Genomic DNA, 17,358 nt, shown 5'->3' on the forward strand with positions numbered 1-17,358 from the left:
AACCCCGGCCCGGGGGGACGTATTCCCCCGGCCTCCTCCGCCGGCGGGAGGGGAGGCCGGGGAACGCGGCGGTCAGGCGTAGGGATCGAACGGGACGCCGGCCGGCAGGGCCCGCTCCAGGTGGGAGGCGAAGGCGCTGTCCCTGAGGCCGAAGGAGGCGGAGCCGAAGTCGGCCTGGCTCAGCCGGTCGCGCAGCCCGGCCGGGTAGCCGTTCCAGCCGACGAGCGGCGGGTACTGCCAGGTTCCCTCGTGGTTCTCCGGCGGCTCGTCGTTGTTGTTGGCGGGACGGAAGCTGTGGGTGCTGATGCCGTCCTTGTGGTAGACGACCTTGGGGTGGGTGCCGTCCCAGCGGATCTGGTCACTGCGGTAGATGTCGAACTGCCCGTGCGCCGAGGTGGCGACGTACCTGGCCTGGTCGTTCTGCACCCACACGACGACGTGTTCCCAGTCGTGCCGGTGCCCGCCGAGGCCGCTGCCGGCCACGGCCTGGTCCTTCTCGAAGTAGAGGCCGTACATCACGGCGCACCAGCCGTTGTCGCACTTGGTGCGGGAGTACGCGTTGGTGTTGTCGAGGTCCCAGGCGTCGCGGCACTGGCCGTTGAGGGCGCCGCTCGGGTTGAGGCCACCGTTCAGGGTGCCGTCGGGGCCGATGGCCGGGGTGGGGTAGCAGCCGTCGGTGTCGTAGTCGAAGGCCGGCTGCCAGGTCCGCTCCAGCGCGTCCGCGTTGGCGGGCAACGCGGACGGCGGGTCCGCGAGGGCGATGCCCGGCAGACCGACGACCAGCGCGAGCGCGCCGCCGATGACGACGGCTGCCCGGCGGATCCGCGAACTCGTCTTCATGTGTCCTCCCGTTCGGCGGTGGGGTGGGGACCCACGCCGGACTTGTCATGACCGGACCATCGTCGGGGAGATGGGCGACGGCGTCGAGTGCCCGCGCGTGTCGCCCTGGTGACGGATCGACGAACTACGGGACGGGCGCCCGGCGTTCCGCCGCCGCATGGTTGCCCCTCCCCCGCAGGGCAAGCCGGCTCAGCCGGCGATCGCCCGGGTGAACTGGTAGCAGGTGAAGGTGACTCCGCCGGCCGCCATGCAGAGGCCGGTCAGCGTCGTGAACGCCATCATGGCCCGGACATAGGGCGAGAGCCGGGCGGCGGCGCGGCTCGGCTCTCGCGGGTCGTAGCTGATCTCCAGGCATTCGCCGCCGATCGAGTCCCGGTAGTGGTGGACCCGCCCAGTGAGGTCGGTGTACCGGTACACCTTCATGGTGTCGGTGTGGTGGTCGAGTTCGCCCACCACGGTGATGCCGTGCTTCGTCAGCCGCTGGCTTTCGCGCAGCCCCCGGCCGACCACCGCCACCATGAACGCCCCGACGGCCGCCAGGAGTTGGAAGAACGGCAGCGCGACAGCGAGCTCCGAGTCGCGGCGCACCGCCACCGTGACGTCGACGGCGGTGAGCACCGCCACCGTCGCCACACCGATGACCAGCAGCGCGGGCCCGCGCTCCGCGACCCGCGCGGCGGCGGTGCTGATCGTGCTGACCAACTCCTCGCCGTCCACCGGCCGTTCGCCGGGCGGCCGGCCCGCGAGGCGGGCCGCGAGTGCCGCGCGGAAGGCGGTCGCCGTCCCGGCGTCGGCCTCGTGGAGCGCGTACACCACCGCTGGCCGGTCAGGGCTCGCCTTCGTCAGCACGACCTCGACGGTGCCGCTCATGCCCCGAACCTCCGCCACGGCCGCCAGCGGGATCCGCGCCACCCGCCCGTCCCTCTCCCATCTCACCTGGCCGGAGCCGGCGTCGAAGTGGGCGGTGGCGCCGCTTCCACGGAGCACGAGCGAGGAGGGCGGAGGAGTCGTCGTCACGGGGATACGACTCTCCGCAATGGGGGGAAGGTTGCACCGCAGGACAAGGTTGTCGGCTGAATCACATCGGCGATGGAACGTCTACTGTGACGCCAGGCACGGAAACAGCCCGGAAACCGTACCGAACGTCACAATCACTCCGTGACGACACAGCAGAGCGAGACCACACGAATCGCCTCAGCCATTGCGAAGTACACGCATGACAACTTCGCTGTGATCGCCCTTAACGGCCTCGGCGGAGCCGGAAAGAGCACGCTCGCGACAAGGCTCGCCGAAGCTCTGGGCGACGCACCGCAGGCCACCATCGTCCACGGCGACGACTTCTACCGCCCGATGGCCCCGGAAGAACGGCTACGCCTCACCCCCGAAGAGGGTTACCAGCAGTACTTCGACTGGCAGAGACTGCGCGACCACGTACTCATTCCGCTCGCCACAGGCAAGGCAGCGTCCTACCCGCGCTACGACTGGTCGACGGGTGCGCTGACCACGGACGAAATCGGTGTTCCCCGGTCCGGCACCATCATCGTCGAAGGGGTCTACACCACCCGCCCGGAACTGGCCTGCTACTACGACCCCCCAACACCGACGGCATGCGACCGACCTGCTTCGCGACCAACACTCAGCACACGCCGATCGCACGGCTGGAACTGCGGCACCACCCGTGGGCCCGGGCGGGGTGGCACGACGGAGCCGCGCCGCGTGCGCCCGGCCGTCCGATTGAACGCCGCTGCCGTCGTCTACGGCAGGGCCCAGCGCACCGGTTCCGCGTCGCCTTGCGGGTCGAACGACACGCCGGTGGGGGAGTCGCCCGGGTTGAGCAGGTGGACAGTACAGCGCTGGACGGTGTCACCCGGGGCTATCAGGGCGTAGGGGACCACGCTGGGGCACGGGTCGCCGGGCTCGGCGTCCCGCATACCCGCGTTGCGGCCGTAGCCGGGCTCGCCGCTGGTGGTGAGCAGCTCCACGCCGTCCGACATCTCGGGGTAGAGGTCCAGCTCGGTGTGGTCGTTGCGGTACTCGAAGGTGACGAAGTACGGGATCCGGTTCAGGTCCTCCTCTTCGAGACGGTCGGCGTAGCCCGTGGCCTGGAGGTCCGCCGAGCTGGCCTCGGTCACCCGCGGTGGGCTGACGTGCAGCGGGAAGGGGCCGTCAACCAGCGATTCCCAGACGACGTCCGCTGGCTGGTCGGCGGGCAGCAGGTCCCTGGTGGCGGCCGACGGGTCCTGCTCGATCAGCCAGTAGATCGCTTCGCCACTGTCGTCCTCGTAGAAGACGGAGGCGGGGACCAGGTCGGGCGGGGCGAGGAGGACGTGGCAGACCTCGGCGGTGTCGCCGGGCTTGAGGATGTCCGGAGCAGGCGCGTTGCAGGCGGTCGGCATGGCTGCGGCGAGGTCATCCCGGCTCATGAGCGGGGTGTTGGCGTACACCTCCAGTCTGCGGTCGCTCCGCTCGCCGTCGGTGCCGACGACGAAAAATCCGCGTAGATCGGGGTCGGGCACGGGGTCGGCCCCGGTGGCGGTCACCCGGAAGGTGAAGTAGTACGGGACGCTGTCCGCCCGGTCCTCGTCCAGGTCGATCCGCTCCAAGTCGGCCTTGGCGCCGCGGGCCAGGCCGACCGGGGTGATCTCGACCTGGTGGACCGGGGCGTCGTTGCCGACCTCCGTCCAGGTGGCGCGACGCTGGGTGAGATCAAGCGGCATCGGCTCGGGCGAGGCGTCGGCCGCCTGATCCGCCCGGTCTCCCGCGCCGTCGTCACCCCCCGACGCGTCCTGGTCCGTGCCGCAGCCGGCCAGCAGCAGGATGGCGGCGCCCGCGGCCCCCGCTCGGTAGGTGGTGGGGATTCGCATCCACATGCTCGTTTCCCAGGCATCTCGGTGACAGCAAAGGCGAAGCACAGCGGCAGGGCGCGCCACATGAGTGAGGCACACCCTGCCGAAGTCTGCGGGTCAGCCTAGCCTCGCGCCTTCATGAAGCGGACTGTTCAACTGGTGATCAGGCAGGCAGAAAGTGCCTTTGCCTGCGGCGCTCGGCTTGAAGTAGTCGACTGAGGTGTTGTACGAGTGCGCGGGGGACATCGAGCGTGGCAGCATAGGTGACCAACGTGAGACCTCTGGTGTTGCGGACGATCTTGTGGTGAGAACCGTCCTACCAGGGGTCTTACGTCTGTCCGCCACCGGGCCCGGCCTGCCCGATCCGCCCAAATGCAGGCGCTCCACACTGCTTCGCGTAGATCGTTTCGCTGAGAAAACCTCAATGATGTGTTCCGCGAACGCAGGGTGGCTGTTCGACCATGCCTCAGCGCATGGAGTAACGCATCAAGCCTCTCCGCCGTCGCGTGTAGGACGTTCGCCGGAGCATCGCTTTCACGAAACGCTGGACCATTCGGCAGGACAGCCAGCTCGACGCAGTCGTTGTCCGGGCCGATTCCGGAGAAAGAGGACTTCTACCAGCTCACTCGACGGGGCATATGGTTCTCCCTTCGCATGTCAGATCCCAGACGGCCAGTTCGCCGACTCCGATATCGCGTCGAGCAGTGCCTTGAGCCGCAGTGGAGTCGCGGACAACACCGTCTCGGGCGTTTCGCCTTCGCGCAGGACCAAACCGCTCCCGAAGGCCGCGAGTTCCACACAGTGGTTGTCGGGCTCCGTGCCCGAGAAGGATGACTTCTGCCAGCGAACGAGGTTCGAGTCCTCCATGGAGCACACCTCTCAGAGTTCATGGGCCAGGCGTTGGACGAGGTCCCGCGACGCGGATGGCGAGAGTGCGGAGCGCGTGACCTTGTCCATCGAAGCACGGTACTTGGCGAGTTGCGCCTCGGCGTCGAGCCAGACGGCGCCGGGCATGGCGTCGATGACGACCGTGTCGAGCCGGGCCACGGAACCGCGCACGTGCAGGATCGAGTGACCAGCGCCGCCGAAGTGATCGGTGTCGAAAGGGATCACCCGGACGGTTACGTTGGGCCTCTCTGACTGAGCCAACAGGAAGAGCAGTTGTTCACGGGCGACCTTGCGGTCGGTGACTCGCGTGCGAAGCGCGGCCTCGTGGGTGACCGCGAGCAGGGAGAAGCCGGGCCCGCGGTCCAGTACGTCGCGCCGTCGTAGTCGGAAGCTGATGGCCGCTTCCAGGGTTTCCGGGGCGGGTTCCGGGACGGCGTAGGACAGCACGCCGCGCATGTAGTCCTCCGTCTGAAGGAGGCCGGGCACGTACGCGGCTTGGTGGGTATGCAGTGAGTGCGCGTGGTGCTCCAACTCCGCGAGGTCGAGGGCCGACTGGCCGAGCCGGTCGCGGTACTCCTCCCACCAGCCTCGGGTGCGTTCGCCGGTCATCGCCACCAGTCCGTCGATGAAGCGTTGATCCACGCAGTCGTAGTGGGCCGCCATCGACCGCAGCCGCTCAGGCGCGATGCCGACGCGGCCAGCTTCGGCGTGGGAGATGCGGGTCGGGTCCATGCCGAGGCCCTTCGCGGCCTGTCGAAGAGTGAGACCGGCCCGTTCCCGCATTCTGCGGAGTTCGGTGCCGAGGCGCTCCTGACGTGCCGTCGTGATGCTGCGCGATGCCATGCGCCCCTCCACTGCCCATGTGTCGGTCAGGTGCACGACCGGGCACCCACACGACGGAAAGTAACCACCCGATTCTAGGCCAGCGTTGACCTAGGCCAGAATTGACCTCTACGTTCCATGATGAGAGGACTACTCAACGCTACGTCGACCGGAGGGACACATGATGCCCAGCAGCTTCAACGAGGAGATCCAGGATCTGGTGATGGCCAACGTGCCGCGGCGGTTCGCCGTCGTCGCGGAGTGGGTGGACGAGGACGGGGAGCGGAACGCGGCCGTGGCGGGGTGGGGGTTGGCGGATCCGGACGATGGGGGCGCGGTGTTGCTGGGGACCGGCGAGCGGCGGGTGGTGTTCAGCGACTCGGCGGAGCGCGCGGCTGGCATGGTGCGGCGGCTCGCGCGGGGGCCGGTCAGCGTGCGGTGGGTGGACGCGGAACCGGTCTGAACGCCAAGTTCGGTTCGGGCGTCTGGTGACTTCGGCCCGCCGGGGGCGGACGCGGTCGTGTGCATGCCCGGGGCCGGGCGCCGCCCCGCCCCGAGCGAGGGCCGGGGGCGGGGCGGCGCACCCTGCGGGGCGCCGCGCTCGGGGGGCGGCGCCCCGCACGGGGTGCGGGTGGGGTGGGGTGGGATCAGTTCAGGGTCGAGACGTCGATCACGAACCGGTACCGCACGTCGGAGGCCAGGACCCGCTCGTACGCCTCGTTGATCCGGTCGGCGGAGATGACCTCGATCTCGGAGCCGATGCCGTGCACGGCGCAGAAGTCGAGCATCGCCTGGGTCTCGCGGATGCCGCCGATGGCGGAGCCGGCGAACGACTTGCGGTGCATGAGCAGCGAGAAGACGTTGATCGCCAGCGCCTCGGGCGGGGCGCCCACGTTGACCAGGGTGCCGTCGACGGCGAGCAGCGAGAGGTAGGCGTCGATGTCGATCTTCGCGCTCACCGTGTTGATGATGAGGTCGAAGGAGCCGGCGAGCTTCTCGAAGGTCTCCGGGTCGCCGGTGGCGTGGTAGTCGTCGGCGCCGAGCCGAAGACCGTCCTCGCGCTTCTTCAGCGACTGGGAGAGCACGGTGACCTCGGCGCCCATCGCGTGGGCGAACTTGACGGCCATGTGGCCGAGGCCGCCGAGGCCGACGACGGCCACCCGGGTGCCGGGGCCGGCGTTCCAGTGGCGCAGCGGGGAGTATGTGGTGATGCCGGCGCAGAGCAGCGGCGCGGCGGCGTCGAGCGCGAGGCCGTCCGGGATCCGGACCACGAAGTCCTCGGTGACGACGACGTGGGTGGAGTAGCCGCCCTGGGTGAGGGTGCCGTCGACGTCGACCGCGGCGTAGGTGCCGATGTTGCCCTTGAGGCAGTACTGCTCGTCGCCCTTGAGGCAGTTGACGCATTCGCGGCAGGAGTTGACCATGCAGCCGACGCCGACCCGGTCGCCGACCGCGTGTCGGGTGACCTCGGGGCCGACCTCGGCGACGATTCCGACGATCTCGTGGCCGGGGGCCAGCGGGTAGGTGACCGGGCCCCACTCGCCGCGGACGGTGTGGATGTCGGAGTGGCATATCCCGGCGTACCTGATCTCGATCAGCACGTCGTGCGGTCCGACGTCACGACGCTCGATGGTCGTGGGCGCCAGCGGTTCGGTGGGGGACGTCGCGGCGTAGGCCTTGACAGTGAGCACAATTCTCCAGCGTGAGGGTGAGGGGTCGTTCGTCGCTACACCGCCATGGTGCTCCGCCGGCACGGCGCGAGGCAGACCGCGTCGTGCCGGGGAGCGACGTTCCGGGTTGTGACAGGGCCCCCCTCACGGGCCCCCGGCCCTGGCCCCGGCCCTGGCCGGGGGCCGCGCTCAGCGGAGCGGCACCCGGAGGAAGGTGACGGAGTGGGGTGGGAAGGTGTAGGTGAACCGGTTGTCGACGCCGCGGAAGGTGCACTTCACGGGCTCGATGGGCTGGTCGGTCTCGCCGTTGACGGCGTCCGGGTCGCCGGTGAGCGTGGTGACCTGGGCGGTGCGGCCGACCCGGGTGCCGCGGCCGAGGTCGACGGCGGTGACGGCGGCCTCGTCCTGGGCGTTGACGACCTTGATGATCAGCTCGCCGGTCCGGCGTCGCGGGTGACGACCTGCCGGAAGGGCTCGGGGGTGGGTTCGGTGAAGCCGCCCCACTCCTCGCCGTCCAGGAAGAGCGTGACGTCGCGGCCCCTGACCTCGATGTGGATGTCGTAGGCGCGGCCGGTCTCGATGGTGGTGGCGTCGCCGACGATCTCCGCCTTGGCGCCGCCGACGGCCTGCTCGACGGCGGAGCGGGTGTTGCCCCAGCCGCCGAGGTTCCACCAGTAGTAGGTGCCGGTGTCCTGGACGCCGAAGCCGATGAGGAAGCCCTCGGCGCCGGCGCGCTTGGTCGCGGTGACGTCCAGGTCGTAGTCGGTCCAGCCGGGGTCGCCCGCGACGAGCATGTTGTCGGTCGAGGTGGTGTCGGCCTGCACGAGGGCGCCGTCCTGGACGGCCCAGCTGCCGGCGCCCGTGGTGGGCGTCCACTGGTCGGCGCCGTTCGAGAAGTCGTCGGTGAGGAGGGTCTCACCGTCGGCCGAGGTGACGGTGACGTCGTCGTAGGCGGCGCTGGTGGCCCAGGTGGCGAGGCCCACGGCGCCGCTCAGGTCGTCGTCAGTGCCCGGGGTCGGGGTGGCGCGGCTCGGCACCACCCGGTCGCCGGTGTTGGTGGCGAAGAGCCGCTGCACCTCGTAGCTCGCGGAGCCCCAACTGGCGTCGTTGTCGAACCAGATGAGGTCGGGGCGCCACTGGGTGCCCTGGGTGTGGGCGAGCAGCGGGGCGTAGGAGGCGAGGCGGACGACGTCGGCGTTGCGTTCCAGGCCGGTCATCTACACCCTCCACGGGGACCCCTGCCTTCAGGCGGGGGAGGAATCGGGCGGCTGCGGATCAGGGCAGGGGACCGCGATGCGCTGTCAAGGCGGATCGCGATGCTCTGCCCCACGGATTTGATCTTCACCTGATCCGACACTGGTTTGCGACCGTGGTTGTGGCGTGCGTGAAGCGGGCGTATAAGTACCGCTTCTATCCGACTGATGCGCAGGCAGTGGAGCTGTCGCGCACGTTCGGTTGCGTCCGCAAGGTCTACAACCTGGCGCTGGCCGCTCGTACGGAGGCGTGGGCACGGCGGGAGCGGGTCAACTACAACCAGACCTCCGCGATGCTGACGGCGTGGAAGAGAACGGAGGAGTTGGCCTTCCTCAACGAGGTGTCCTCGGTGCCGCTCCAGCAGGCGTTGCGGCACCTACAAGGAGCGTTCACGAGCTTCTTCGGTAAGCGGGCGAAGTATCCCCGGTTCAAGTCGCGGAAGAAGTCGCGGAAGTCCGCCGAGTACACCACCTCCGCGTTCCGCTTCCGGGACGGCGAGCTGCATTTGGCGAAGATGGGCCAGCCGCTGAACATCGTGTGGTCGCGGCCCCTTCCCGAGGGCGCCGTCCCCTCGACGGTGACCGTGTCCCAGGACGGCGCGGGTCGTTGGTTCGTCTCGATGCTGTGCGAGGACCCCACCATCAAGCCGCTCCCCGCGACCGATGCGGCAGTCGGCATCGATGTCGGTCTTGATCACCTGCTGACCCTCTCCACCGGTGAGAAGATCGCCAACCCGAGGCACGAACGCGCCGACCGTGCCCGGTTCGCCCTGGCGCAGCGCCGCCTGGCGAAGAAGGCCAAGGGCGAGGGGGCGAACCGGGCCAAGGCCCGGCGCGTGGTCGCCAGGATCCACGCCAGGATCGCCGATCGCAGGCGGGATCACCTGCACAAACTGTCGACTCGGCTCGTGCGTGAGAACCAAACGCTCGTGATCGAGGACCTGACCGTGCGCACCATGGTCAAGAACCGGAGCCTGGCCCGCGCCATCTCGGACGCGGCGTGGTCGGAGTTCCGGAACATGCTGGAGTACAAGGCATCGTGGTACGGACGGGACATGGTGGTGGTCGACCGCTTCTTCCCCTCCTCCAAACTGTGCTCCCACTGCGGCACCCTCGCCGAGAGCATGCCGCTGAACGTCCGTACCTGGACGTGCGACGGCTGTGGCACGACCCATGACCGGGACGTGAACGCGGCCAGGAACCTCAAGGCCGCCGGGCTGGCGGTGACAGTCTGTGGAGCCGGTGTAAGACCTCAACGGAGAACTCCGAGCGGGCAGTCGGCGACGAAGCAGAAAGCCCCACGGCGCGAGCCGTAGGAATCCCCTTCATCACGGGAGGGAGGAAGTCAAGAAGGCGGCCTCGGCGAGGAACATCGACCTCGATGACCTCGCAGAACCGGACGAAGTTCTCGAAAAACTCATCGACCGGGCTCTCCTCGTTGCCGACCGCCGGCCAGGGCCAGGGCGGTCGCCAGGAGTGGGCGGTGTCCGCGTCTCATCTGCTCTCCACTGTCCTCGGGTTGGGAGGTCTCTGGTGGGGTCAGGACGTCTCGGGTCAGCGGGCGGCGAAGGAGTGCACGGTGGTGGAGCGGTAGGTCGCGCCCGGGCGCAGCACGGTGCTGGGGAAGTCCGGCTGGTTCGGGGAGTCGGGGTAGTGCTGGGTCTCCAGGCAGAGCCCGTCGCTCTGCCGGTAGGCGTTGCCCGTGGTGCCGTTGAGGGCGCCGTCGAGGAAGTTGCCGCTGTAGAACTGCACCCCGGGCTCGGTGGTGGCCACGGTCATGGTGCGTCCTGAGGCGGGGTCGTGGAGGGTGGCGGCGTGCCGGGGGCGGGCGGTGAGTCCCTTGTCGAGGACGAGGTTGTGGTCGAAGCCCTTGCCGTGGCCGAGTTGGGGGTGGTCGCGGCGGATGTCCTGGCCGATCGGCTTGCCACGGCGGAAGTCGAAGGGGGTGCCGGAGACGGTGGCGAGCTCCCCGGTGGGGATGAGGGTGGCGTCGACCGGGGTGTAGCGGGAGGCTGCGATCTCCAGCCGGTGGTCGAGGACGGATCCGGTGCCCTCGCCGCTCAGGTTGAAGTAGGTGTGGTTGGTGAGGTTGACGACGGTGGGGGCGTCGGTGGCGGCGGCGTAGTCGATGCGGAAGTCGCCGGCGTCGGTGAGGGTGTAGGTGACGGTGACGTCGAGGGTGCCCGGGTAGCCCATCTCGCCGTCGGGGCTGGTCCTGCGCAGGGTGAGGGTGGCGGGTCCTGTCGGGGTGATCTCCCACAGCCGTTTGTCGAAGCCGGCGTCGCCGCCGTGCAGGCTGTTCGGCCCGTCGTTGACGGGGAGTTGGTGCTCGGTGCCGTCGAGGGTGAAGCGGCCGCCGGCGATGCGGTTGCCGTAGCGGCCGATCAGCGCGCCGAAGTAGGTGGTGGCGGTGAGGTACGGGGCGAGCGTGGCGAAGCCGAGCGAGACGTTGACGGTCCTGCCGCGTCGGTCGGGTATCTCCAGGCCCTGGACGATGCCGCCGTAGCTGAGCACGGCGAGGCGGGTGCCGCCGCGGGCGAGGGTCCAGCGGTCGACCCGGGAGCCGTCGGGCAGGTGCCCGAACGTTTCGGAGCGTGGGCGGCTGTCGCCGCGCTCCCCCGTGGTCGCGGTGCGGCTTTCGGCGGCCGCCGCGGGGGCGGTGAGGCCGGCGGCGGTGGCGGCGACGCCGGCCGCGGCCGAGGCGAGGACGGTTCGTCGGTCGGGAGTCATGGCGGGGGCGGCTCCTTGGTTGAGGCGGCTCTGTCCGGGCATCCCCGGCGGACGTGCGACATCTCGAACAAGGTTCGGCATTCGGGCCAAGAAGCTAGAGAGCGCCCGGGAGTTCGTCAAGCGGTCCGGCAACGACCCACCCACTCCGATTGATTCGGTGGTTGTGGTCGAAAGTATTGACGACCCCAGCGCCGTCTCCTACCTTCAGGGCCCTGCTGATCGAACGTCGTCCGGCCTGCCGAACACGCTGGGGAGGGACGTGCCCATGACTCCGTGGAGACCGGTCCTAACGGGGCGCCGGCGCCGGCCCGGTGCTGCCCCTGACGACCAGTTCGGTGGCCAACTCCACGCGGGTCTGCGGCAGTCGACGCCCGCCGGCCAGGTCGAGCACCATGGTGGCGGCGGTGGCCGCCATGCCGGCCAGCGGCTGCCGCACCGTGGTGAGCGGCGGGGTGGCCCACTGCCCCGGGTACAGGTCGTCGAAGCCGACCACGCTCAGCTCCTCTGGCACCCGGAGGCCGGCCTCGGCCGCCGCCCGGTAGGCGCCGAGCGCCTGGCCGTCGTTGCCGGCGAAGACGGCGGTCGGCGGGTCGGGCAGCCGCAGCAGCTCGCGCATGTGCCGGAGCCCGCCCTCGTGCCGGAAGTCCCCCACCCGCACCAGGGCCGGATCGACCGGGACGCCCGCCATGTCCATCGCGGCGCGGTGGCCGTCGAGCCTGGCCCGGCTGCACAGCATGTGCTCGGGCCCGGTGATCACGGCGATCCGCCGGTGGCCCAGCTCCAGCAGGTGACGGGTGGCGGAGAGGCCGCCGCTCCAGTTGCTCGCGCCGACCGACGGCCAGGAGTGGTCGGGCTCGCCGGTCGGGTCGAGCACGACGAACGGGATGCCGCGCACCCGCAGTTGGTCGCCCTGGGCGCCGCTCGGCCCGGAGAACACCGCGATCATCCCGGTGGGACGGCGCACCAGCACCTCGTCCACCCAGTCCCGGCCGTGGGTCTCGCGCCGGCTCAACTCCGAGAGCACCACGGCGAGACCGTGGTCGCTCGCCACCCGCTGCACGCCCCGGAAGATCTCGATCGCGTAGACGCCCTCCGCCTCGTGGAAGACCAGGTCGAGCAGCGGCGCGGGCCCCGCGGCCTTCTTCTGGCGGCGGTAGCCGTGCTCCTGGATGACGCTCTCGATCAACGAGCGGGTGCCGGGGGCCACGTCGGCCCGGCCGTTGACCACCTTGGAGACCGTCGCCACCGACACGCCGACGCGCTGCGCGATCTGCGCGATGGTCAGGGGCTCCTTGGCGGTCGAGCTCATACCGAAAGTCTATCGGGCGCCGGATCTCGAACGTTTCGAGCCCGCGGCCGACCACAGTCGGCCTCCCGCTGACCGCCCCAGGGCCTGCCCTCCGCCCGTCACGAGAGAGTCGAAGGAATTGTCCAGACGCCCCACCGCGCGACGCCCCCTGCTCGCGCTCGCCCTCTGCCTGTCGGTGGTCGTGGCCACCGGCTGCGCCAACCGCTCCCGACCCGGCGGTGGCGACGGCCGGTCGATCGAGTTCTGGTCGTTCTCCGGGATCGACCAGGCCGCCGCGGTGGCGGAGTACGAGCGCGCCCACCCCGAGATAGACGTCCAACTCACCGAGGTGGGCAGCTCGGTGGAGACGGCACAGGCGCTGGTCACCGCGCTGGCCGCCGGAAAGGTCCCCGACCTGGTGCTGATCCAGGGCGACGACCTGCCCAGGTTCGTCGAGGCGTCGCACAACTTCCACGACCTGCGGGAGTTCGGCGCCGACGAGATCAGGAGCGACTACCTGGACTGGGTGATCGCCCAGTCCACCGGCGCCGACGGCCGGGTGATCGGCGTCCCGACGGACGTCGGCGGCCTGGCCGTCGCCTACCGGACCGACCTGTTCGCCGCCGCGGGACTGCCCACCGACCGCGCCGAGGTCGGCGCGCTGTGGCCCAGCTGGGAGGAGTTCATCGAGGTCGGCCGCCGCTACACGGCGGCCACCGGCGAGGCGTTCCTCGACAACGCGGCCACCAGCGTCTTCTACCAGGCGGTCAACCAGGGCGAGGTGAAGTACTACGACGAGGACGGCGAACCGGTGTACCGGGAGAGCCCGCCGGTGCGCGAGGCGTTCGACCTGGCGCTGGCCGCGATCGACGCCGGCATCACGGCCGGGCAGAGCTCGTTCGCCGAGAGCTGGGGCGCCGGGATGCAGCACGGCGACTACGCGGCGCTGGCCGCGCCGTCCTGGATGCTCAACAGCATCCGCACCAACGCGCCGGACACCGCGGGCTCCTGGGACCTCGCCCCGATCCCCGGCGGCGCCGGGAACTGGGGCGGCAGCTACCTGGCGATCCCGCGGAACGCCGAGAACCCCGAGGCCGCCTGGGAGTACATCAGGGAGACCCAGTCGCCGGCCGGCCAGCTCGACCACTTCGCCGACGCGGGCTCCCTCCCCACCACGCCCTCGGTCTACCAGGACGAGGCCCTGACCTCGTACACCGACCCGTTCTTCTCCGACGCCCCGGTCGGCCGGCTCTACACCGAATCGCTGCTCGGCCTCAGGCCGTTCCCCGTCGGGCGGGACAGCTCGACCATCGGCCAGGAGTTCCTGAACGCCCTCACCGACGTCGAGCAGGGCGGCGGCGATCCGGAGCGCGCCTGGGACCGGGCACTGGACAACATCCGGATCGCCATCGGGCGGTGAGGGCCCCACCCGCCCGAGGCCCCGAGTCCCCGAGTCTCCGAGGCAGAAAGCGAACGACCTGTGACCACACTCCTCGGCCCGACGCCCGCGCCGGCCGCCACCCGCCCGCTCACGGCGCCGACCCGGATCCGCCAGCGGCTCGGCGAGCGGGTCGCCCCCTACCTCTACATCGCGCCGTTCTTCGTGATCTTCGCGATCTTCGGCCTCTTCCCGCTGCTCTTCACCTTCTACATCGCGCTCTTCGACTGGAACCCCATCGGCGACCAGGTCTTCGTCGGCGCCGACAACTTCACCCGGCTCCTCGACGACCCGCGGTTCTGGAACGCGACCCGCAACACGCTCAGCATCTGGCTGCTCTCCACCGTGCCGCAGCTCGCCCTGGCACTCCTGCTGGCGCACGTGCTGCACCACGCCAGGCTGCGCTGGGCCGCGTTCTTCCGGATGACCATGCTGGTCCCCTACATCACCTCGGTGGCCGCCACCACCATCGTCTTCGCCCAGATGTTCGATCGCGACTACGGGCTGCTGAACTGGCTGCTCGGCCTCGTCGGCCTCGGGCCCGTCGACTTCGTCCAGTCCGGCTGGGGCAGCCACCTGATGATCGCCGTCATGGTCACCTGGCGCTGGTTCGGCTACACCACCCTGCTCTACCTGGCCTCGCTCCAGGCGATCCCCCGCGAGACCTACGAGGCGGCCGCGGTGGACGGCGCCGGCGGCTGGCAGCGGTTCCGGCACATCACGGTGCCCTCGCTGCGGCCGATCATCGTCTTCACCGTCGTCACCTCGACCATCGGCGGCCTGCAGATCTTCACCGAGCCGCTGCTCGTCTCCCGCGCCGCGCCGCTGACCTGCGGCCCGACCCGCGAGTGCCAGACCCTCACCCTCTTCCTCTACGAACAGGGCTTCGGCATGTTCCAGTTCGGCTACGCGGCCGCCATCGGCGTGGCCCTGTTCGTGATGGTCGTCGCCATCGCGCTGCTCAACTACCTCGCCGCCACCCTCACCCGCCAGGAGGGCACATGAGCACGTCGCCAGGAGGGCCGATGACCACGCCGCGCCCCGGCACACCGCCCGCCGGCGGCCACCGGCGCCGCCGCGCGGGCGGCGTCCGCTGGTGGACCTACGCCCTGCTCGTCCTCGCCGCGGTCGTCTGCCTCTTCCCGCTCTACTGGATGTTCGTCGTCGCCACCACCGACTCGGCCACCGCGACCCGGATGCCGCCCGAGGTCGTGCCGGGCGACAACTTCCTCCACCTCGCCGAACTCGTGCTCACCACGGTGCCGTTCCTGCGCTCGGTCGCCAACAGTGTGCTGGTGGCCGGCGCCATCGGCGTGGGCCACGCGGTGCTCTGCTCGCTGGCCGGCTTCGCCTTCGCCAAGCTGGCGTTCCGCGGCCGCGAGGTGCTGTTCCTGATCGTGGTGCTCACCATGACCGTGCCGACCCAGCTCGCGATCATCCCGCAGTACCTGATCATCGCCGAACTCGGCTGGGTGGACACCCTCCAGGCGCTGATCGTGCCGGGACTGGCCAGCGCCTTCGGCATCTTCTGGATGCGCCAGCACCTGTCCACCACCCTCAGCGACGAGTTGATGCAGGCCGCTCGGATCGACGGCGCCAACAGCTGGCAGATCTACTGGCGGATCGCCTTCCCCATCGTCCGCCCCGCCGCCTTCGTACTCGGACTCTTCGGCTACGTCACCGCCTGGAACGACTTCCTCTGGCCGTTCGTCGTCCTCAAGTCGCCCGACACGTACACCGTGCAGATCGCCATCAAGGCCCTGCAGAACAACTTCAGCGTCGACCTGGGCCTGGCCATGTCCGGCTCGTTCCTCGCCACCCTGCCGCTGCTCGTGCTGTTCGTGTTCGTCGGGCGCCGGATGGTGGCCGGCATCCTGGACGGCGCTTTCAAGGGCTGACCACGGCCTCGGCGGCCCCGCCGTACGGCTCTGACGGCGGGACGGCGCCGGGCGCTCAGCCGAGTTGGACCAGACGCGGGACCACGGGCGCGATCCGCTCCTCGATCCAGCCGGCGGCGTCGGTGGCCGAGGTGGGCACCACCACGCTCTCGACGCCCAGTTCCGCGTAGGCCGCCATCTCCCGGACGAAGCCGTCCACGTCGCCCCGGCCGAGGGCGTCGCCCGAGGCGATGGTGGTCCTGCGGATCCGGTCGTAGTCCCGTCCCAGGTCGTCGCAGTGCCGGCGCAGCACGTCGAGCTTGTGCGCGACCTCCTCGGGGGTGGTGGGCAGGAGGTTGCACGCGTCGGCGTACCTGGCCACCAGCCGCAGGGTCTTCTTCTCGCCGCCACCGCCGATCAGCAGCTCCGGGTGGGGCCGACTGATCGGCCGGGGCACGCACCGGGTCTCGGCCAGCCGGTAGTGCTCGCCCGCGAACGGCCCGTCGTCGTCCGGGTCCCACATCTGGAGGCAGATCCGCACCGTCTCCTCCAGCCGCTCGAACCGCTCGGCGAGCGGCGGGTAGGGCACGCCGAGCCCCAGGTGCTCGCGCTCGTACCAGGCGGCGCCGAGGCCGAGGGTGGCCCGGCCGCCCGACAGGGTGTCGAGGGTGGTGACGATCTTGGCGAGCAGCCCGGGGTGGCGGTAGGTCACCCCGGTGACCAGCACGCCGAGCCGCACGGTCGAGGTGTGCGCGGCCAGGAAGCCGAGGGTGGTGTACGCCTCCAGCATGGCGCGCTCGGGGCCGCCGAACTGCTCCATCTGGAAGTAGTGGTCCATCACGGAGATCCAGTCGACGCCGGCCGCCTCGGCGGCGGCCCCGGCCGCCGCCAGCTGGGGGCCGAGGGCCCCGGGCCCCGCCGGGTCGTCGAACTCCATGATGTGGATGCCGAGCCTCATTCCGGTCTCCCGTCTGCCTCGCGGTGTGCCCGCCGACGCCGGCGGCCCACCAGACCAGGATCCGCGCACCGCCGCCGGGAGGGGAACCGGGAGGGGCCGTCCAGCTGACGCGGCGCCGCGCCGCCCCGGTGGTCGCCGGCGCCCTCGGGGGTGATACTGGCCGTGCCGGCCGTCACCCCGCGTCACGAGCGAAGGAGTCGAGCGGATGAGCACCTGGAACGACGACGAGCTGAGCCGCATCGAGCGCGCCGACGAGCTGCGCATCGCCCCGCTCCGCGAGGACGGGAGCACGCGCTCCCCGGTCCCCATCTGGGTGGTCAGGGAGGGCGACGACCTCTACGTGCGCTCCTACCGGGGGCGCGGCGGCGCATGGTTCCGCACGGCGCAGTCCCGGCACGAGGGGCACATCAGCGCCGGCGGCGTCGACCGGGACGTGACGTTCGTGGACGAGGCCGACCCGGCGCTCAACGAGCGGATCGACTCCGCCTACCGCACCAAGTACCGCAGCTACAGCGACGCCTACGTCGACCCGATGGTGGCCGACCCGGCGCGCGGCAGCACCCTCAGGCTCGTCCCGCACTGAGCCCGCCGGGGCCACGGGAGCCGGGAGCCGGGAGCCGGGAGCCGGGAGCCGGGAGCCGGGAGGAGGATCCGGCGAGGCGCCCGGGGGAAGGACCCGGGGCGCGAACCGGGGCGCGAACCGGGGCGTGGAACGGGGCGCGGAACGGGGCGTGGAACGGGGTTGCTC

The 17,358-nt window shown here is 70.5% G+C and carries 15 protein-coding genes and 3 pseudogenes; 7 read left to right on the forward strand and 11 right to left on the reverse strand.

Going from position 1 to position 17,358, the window contains the following annotated elements; all coding sequences use genetic code 11:
- Nucleotides 1-72: 72 nt before the first annotated feature.
- Nucleotides 73-840, reverse strand: a complete 768-nt coding sequence (locus tag ACYVPE_RS15000) for an NPP1 family protein (protein WP_461034066.1) — start codon at nt 838-840, stop codon at nt 73-75.
- Nucleotides 841-1,029: 189 nt separating this feature from the next.
- Nucleotides 1,030-1,857: a DUF3592 domain-containing protein gene (locus ACYVPE_RS15005; RefSeq protein WP_461034067.1), complete on the reverse strand. Its 828-nt coding sequence runs from the start codon at nt 1,855-1,857 to the stop codon at nt 1,030-1,032.
- 213 nt (nt 1,858-2,070) lie between these two features.
- Between ACYVPE_RS15005 and ACYVPE_RS15010 the strand changes: the two are divergent.
- Nucleotides 2,071-2,388: pseudogene (locus tag ACYVPE_RS15010) on the forward strand (uridine kinase family protein); the annotation flags it as partial.
- 206 nt (nt 2,389-2,594) lie between these two features.
- Here the strand turns inward: ACYVPE_RS15010 and ACYVPE_RS15015 are convergent.
- From ACYVPE_RS15015 to ACYVPE_RS15030, 4 genes and pseudogenes are all read right to left on the reverse strand, one after another.
- The gene (locus tag ACYVPE_RS15015) at nt 2,595-3,704 is read right to left on the reverse strand and encodes a hypothetical protein (protein ID WP_461034068.1); all 1,110 of its coding nucleotides are present in this window, start codon (nt 3,702-3,704) and stop codon (nt 2,595-2,597) included.
- A gap of 134 nt (nt 3,705-3,838) precedes the next feature.
- A pseudogene (locus ACYVPE_RS15020) lies at nt 3,839-4,288 on the reverse strand (hypothetical protein); the annotation flags it as partial.
- A 55-nt stretch (nt 4,289-4,343) separates the two neighbouring features.
- Nucleotides 4,344-4,553, reverse strand: coding sequence for a DUF397 domain-containing protein (locus tag ACYVPE_RS15025; protein WP_461034069.1), 210 nt, complete (start codon nt 4,551-4,553; stop codon nt 4,344-4,346).
- A gap of 12 nt (nt 4,554-4,565) precedes the next feature.
- A complete protein-coding gene (locus ACYVPE_RS15030; protein WP_461034070.1) occupies nt 4,566-5,453 on the reverse strand; it encodes a helix-turn-helix domain-containing protein in 888 nt (295 codons plus the stop codon).
- A gap of 124 nt (nt 5,454-5,577) precedes the next feature.
- Between ACYVPE_RS15030 and ACYVPE_RS15035 the strand changes: the two genes are divergently transcribed.
- Entirely contained in the window at nt 5,578-5,859 is a 282-nt protein-coding gene (locus ACYVPE_RS15035; RefSeq protein WP_461034071.1) for a hypothetical protein, read from the forward strand.
- A 184-nt stretch (nt 5,860-6,043) separates the two neighbouring features.
- Here ACYVPE_RS15035 and ACYVPE_RS15040 read toward each other — a convergent pair whose 3' ends face one another.
- Nucleotides 6,044-7,087, reverse strand: a complete 1,044-nt coding sequence (locus tag ACYVPE_RS15040; RefSeq protein ID WP_461034072.1) for an NAD(P)-dependent alcohol dehydrogenase — start codon at nt 7,085-7,087, stop codon at nt 6,044-6,046.
- A gap of 168 nt (nt 7,088-7,255) precedes the next feature.
- Nucleotides 7,256-8,283 (reverse strand): annotated as a pseudogene (locus ACYVPE_RS15045) (alpha-L-arabinofuranosidase C-terminal domain-containing protein); the annotation flags it as partial.
- A 167-nt stretch (nt 8,284-8,450) separates the two neighbouring features.
- On the opposite strand from ACYVPE_RS15045, the gene ACYVPE_RS15050 reads away from it, so the two are divergent.
- A complete protein-coding gene (locus ACYVPE_RS15050) occupies nt 8,451-9,635 on the forward strand; it encodes an RNA-guided endonuclease InsQ/TnpB family protein (RefSeq protein ID WP_461034073.1) in 1,185 nt (394 codons plus the stop codon).
- Between the two features lie 238 nt (nt 9,636-9,873).
- Here ACYVPE_RS15050 and ACYVPE_RS15055 read toward each other — a convergent pair whose 3' ends face one another.
- Both ACYVPE_RS15055 and ACYVPE_RS15060 read right to left on the reverse strand, forming a co-directional pair.
- Nucleotides 9,874-11,049 carry an aldose epimerase family protein gene (locus ACYVPE_RS15055; protein ID WP_461034074.1) on the reverse strand — a complete coding sequence of 392 codons (1,176 nt, stop codon included), beginning with the start codon at nt 11,047-11,049 and terminating at the stop codon, nt 9,874-9,876.
- A gap of 286 nt (nt 11,050-11,335) precedes the next feature.
- Nucleotides 11,336-12,358, reverse strand: a complete 1,023-nt coding sequence (locus ACYVPE_RS15060) for a LacI family DNA-binding transcriptional regulator (RefSeq protein ID WP_461034075.1) — start codon at nt 12,356-12,358, stop codon at nt 11,336-11,338.
- Nucleotides 12,359-12,476: 118 nt separating this feature from the next.
- On the opposite strand from ACYVPE_RS15060, the gene ACYVPE_RS15065 reads away from it, so the two are divergent.
- The 3 genes from ACYVPE_RS15065 to ACYVPE_RS15075 are packed head-to-tail and all read left to right on the forward strand — an operon-like array spanning nt 12,477 to nt 15,673.
- Complete coding sequence (locus tag ACYVPE_RS15065) at nt 12,477-13,757, forward strand: ABC transporter substrate-binding protein (protein ID WP_461034076.1); 1,281 nt, start codon at nt 12,477-12,479, stop codon at nt 13,755-13,757.
- Between the two features lie 60 nt (nt 13,758-13,817).
- Entirely contained in the window at nt 13,818-14,780 is a 963-nt protein-coding gene (locus ACYVPE_RS15070) for a carbohydrate ABC transporter permease (protein ID WP_461034077.1), read from the forward strand.
- Nucleotides 14,781-14,800: 20 nt separating this feature from the next.
- Entirely contained in the window at nt 14,801-15,673 is an 873-nt protein-coding gene (locus ACYVPE_RS15075; RefSeq protein WP_461034078.1) for a carbohydrate ABC transporter permease, read from the forward strand.
- Between the two features lie 55 nt (nt 15,674-15,728).
- Here the strand turns inward: ACYVPE_RS15075 and ACYVPE_RS15080 are convergent, their stop codons facing one another.
- The gene (locus ACYVPE_RS15080; RefSeq protein ID WP_461034079.1) at nt 15,729-16,610 is read right to left on the reverse strand and encodes an LLM class F420-dependent oxidoreductase; all 882 of its coding nucleotides are present in this window, start codon (nt 16,608-16,610) and stop codon (nt 15,729-15,731) included.
- Nucleotides 16,611-16,815: 205 nt separating this feature from the next.
- Here ACYVPE_RS15080 and ACYVPE_RS15085 point away from each other — a divergent pair, with 205 nt between their 5' ends.
- On the forward strand, nt 16,816-17,193 hold the full coding sequence (locus ACYVPE_RS15085) for a DUF2255 family protein (protein WP_461034080.1): 378 nt from the start codon (nt 16,816-16,818) through the stop codon (nt 17,191-17,193).
- Nucleotides 17,194-17,358 lie beyond the last annotated feature (165 nt).

This window comes from Streptomyces mayteni, assembly GCF_054783955.1.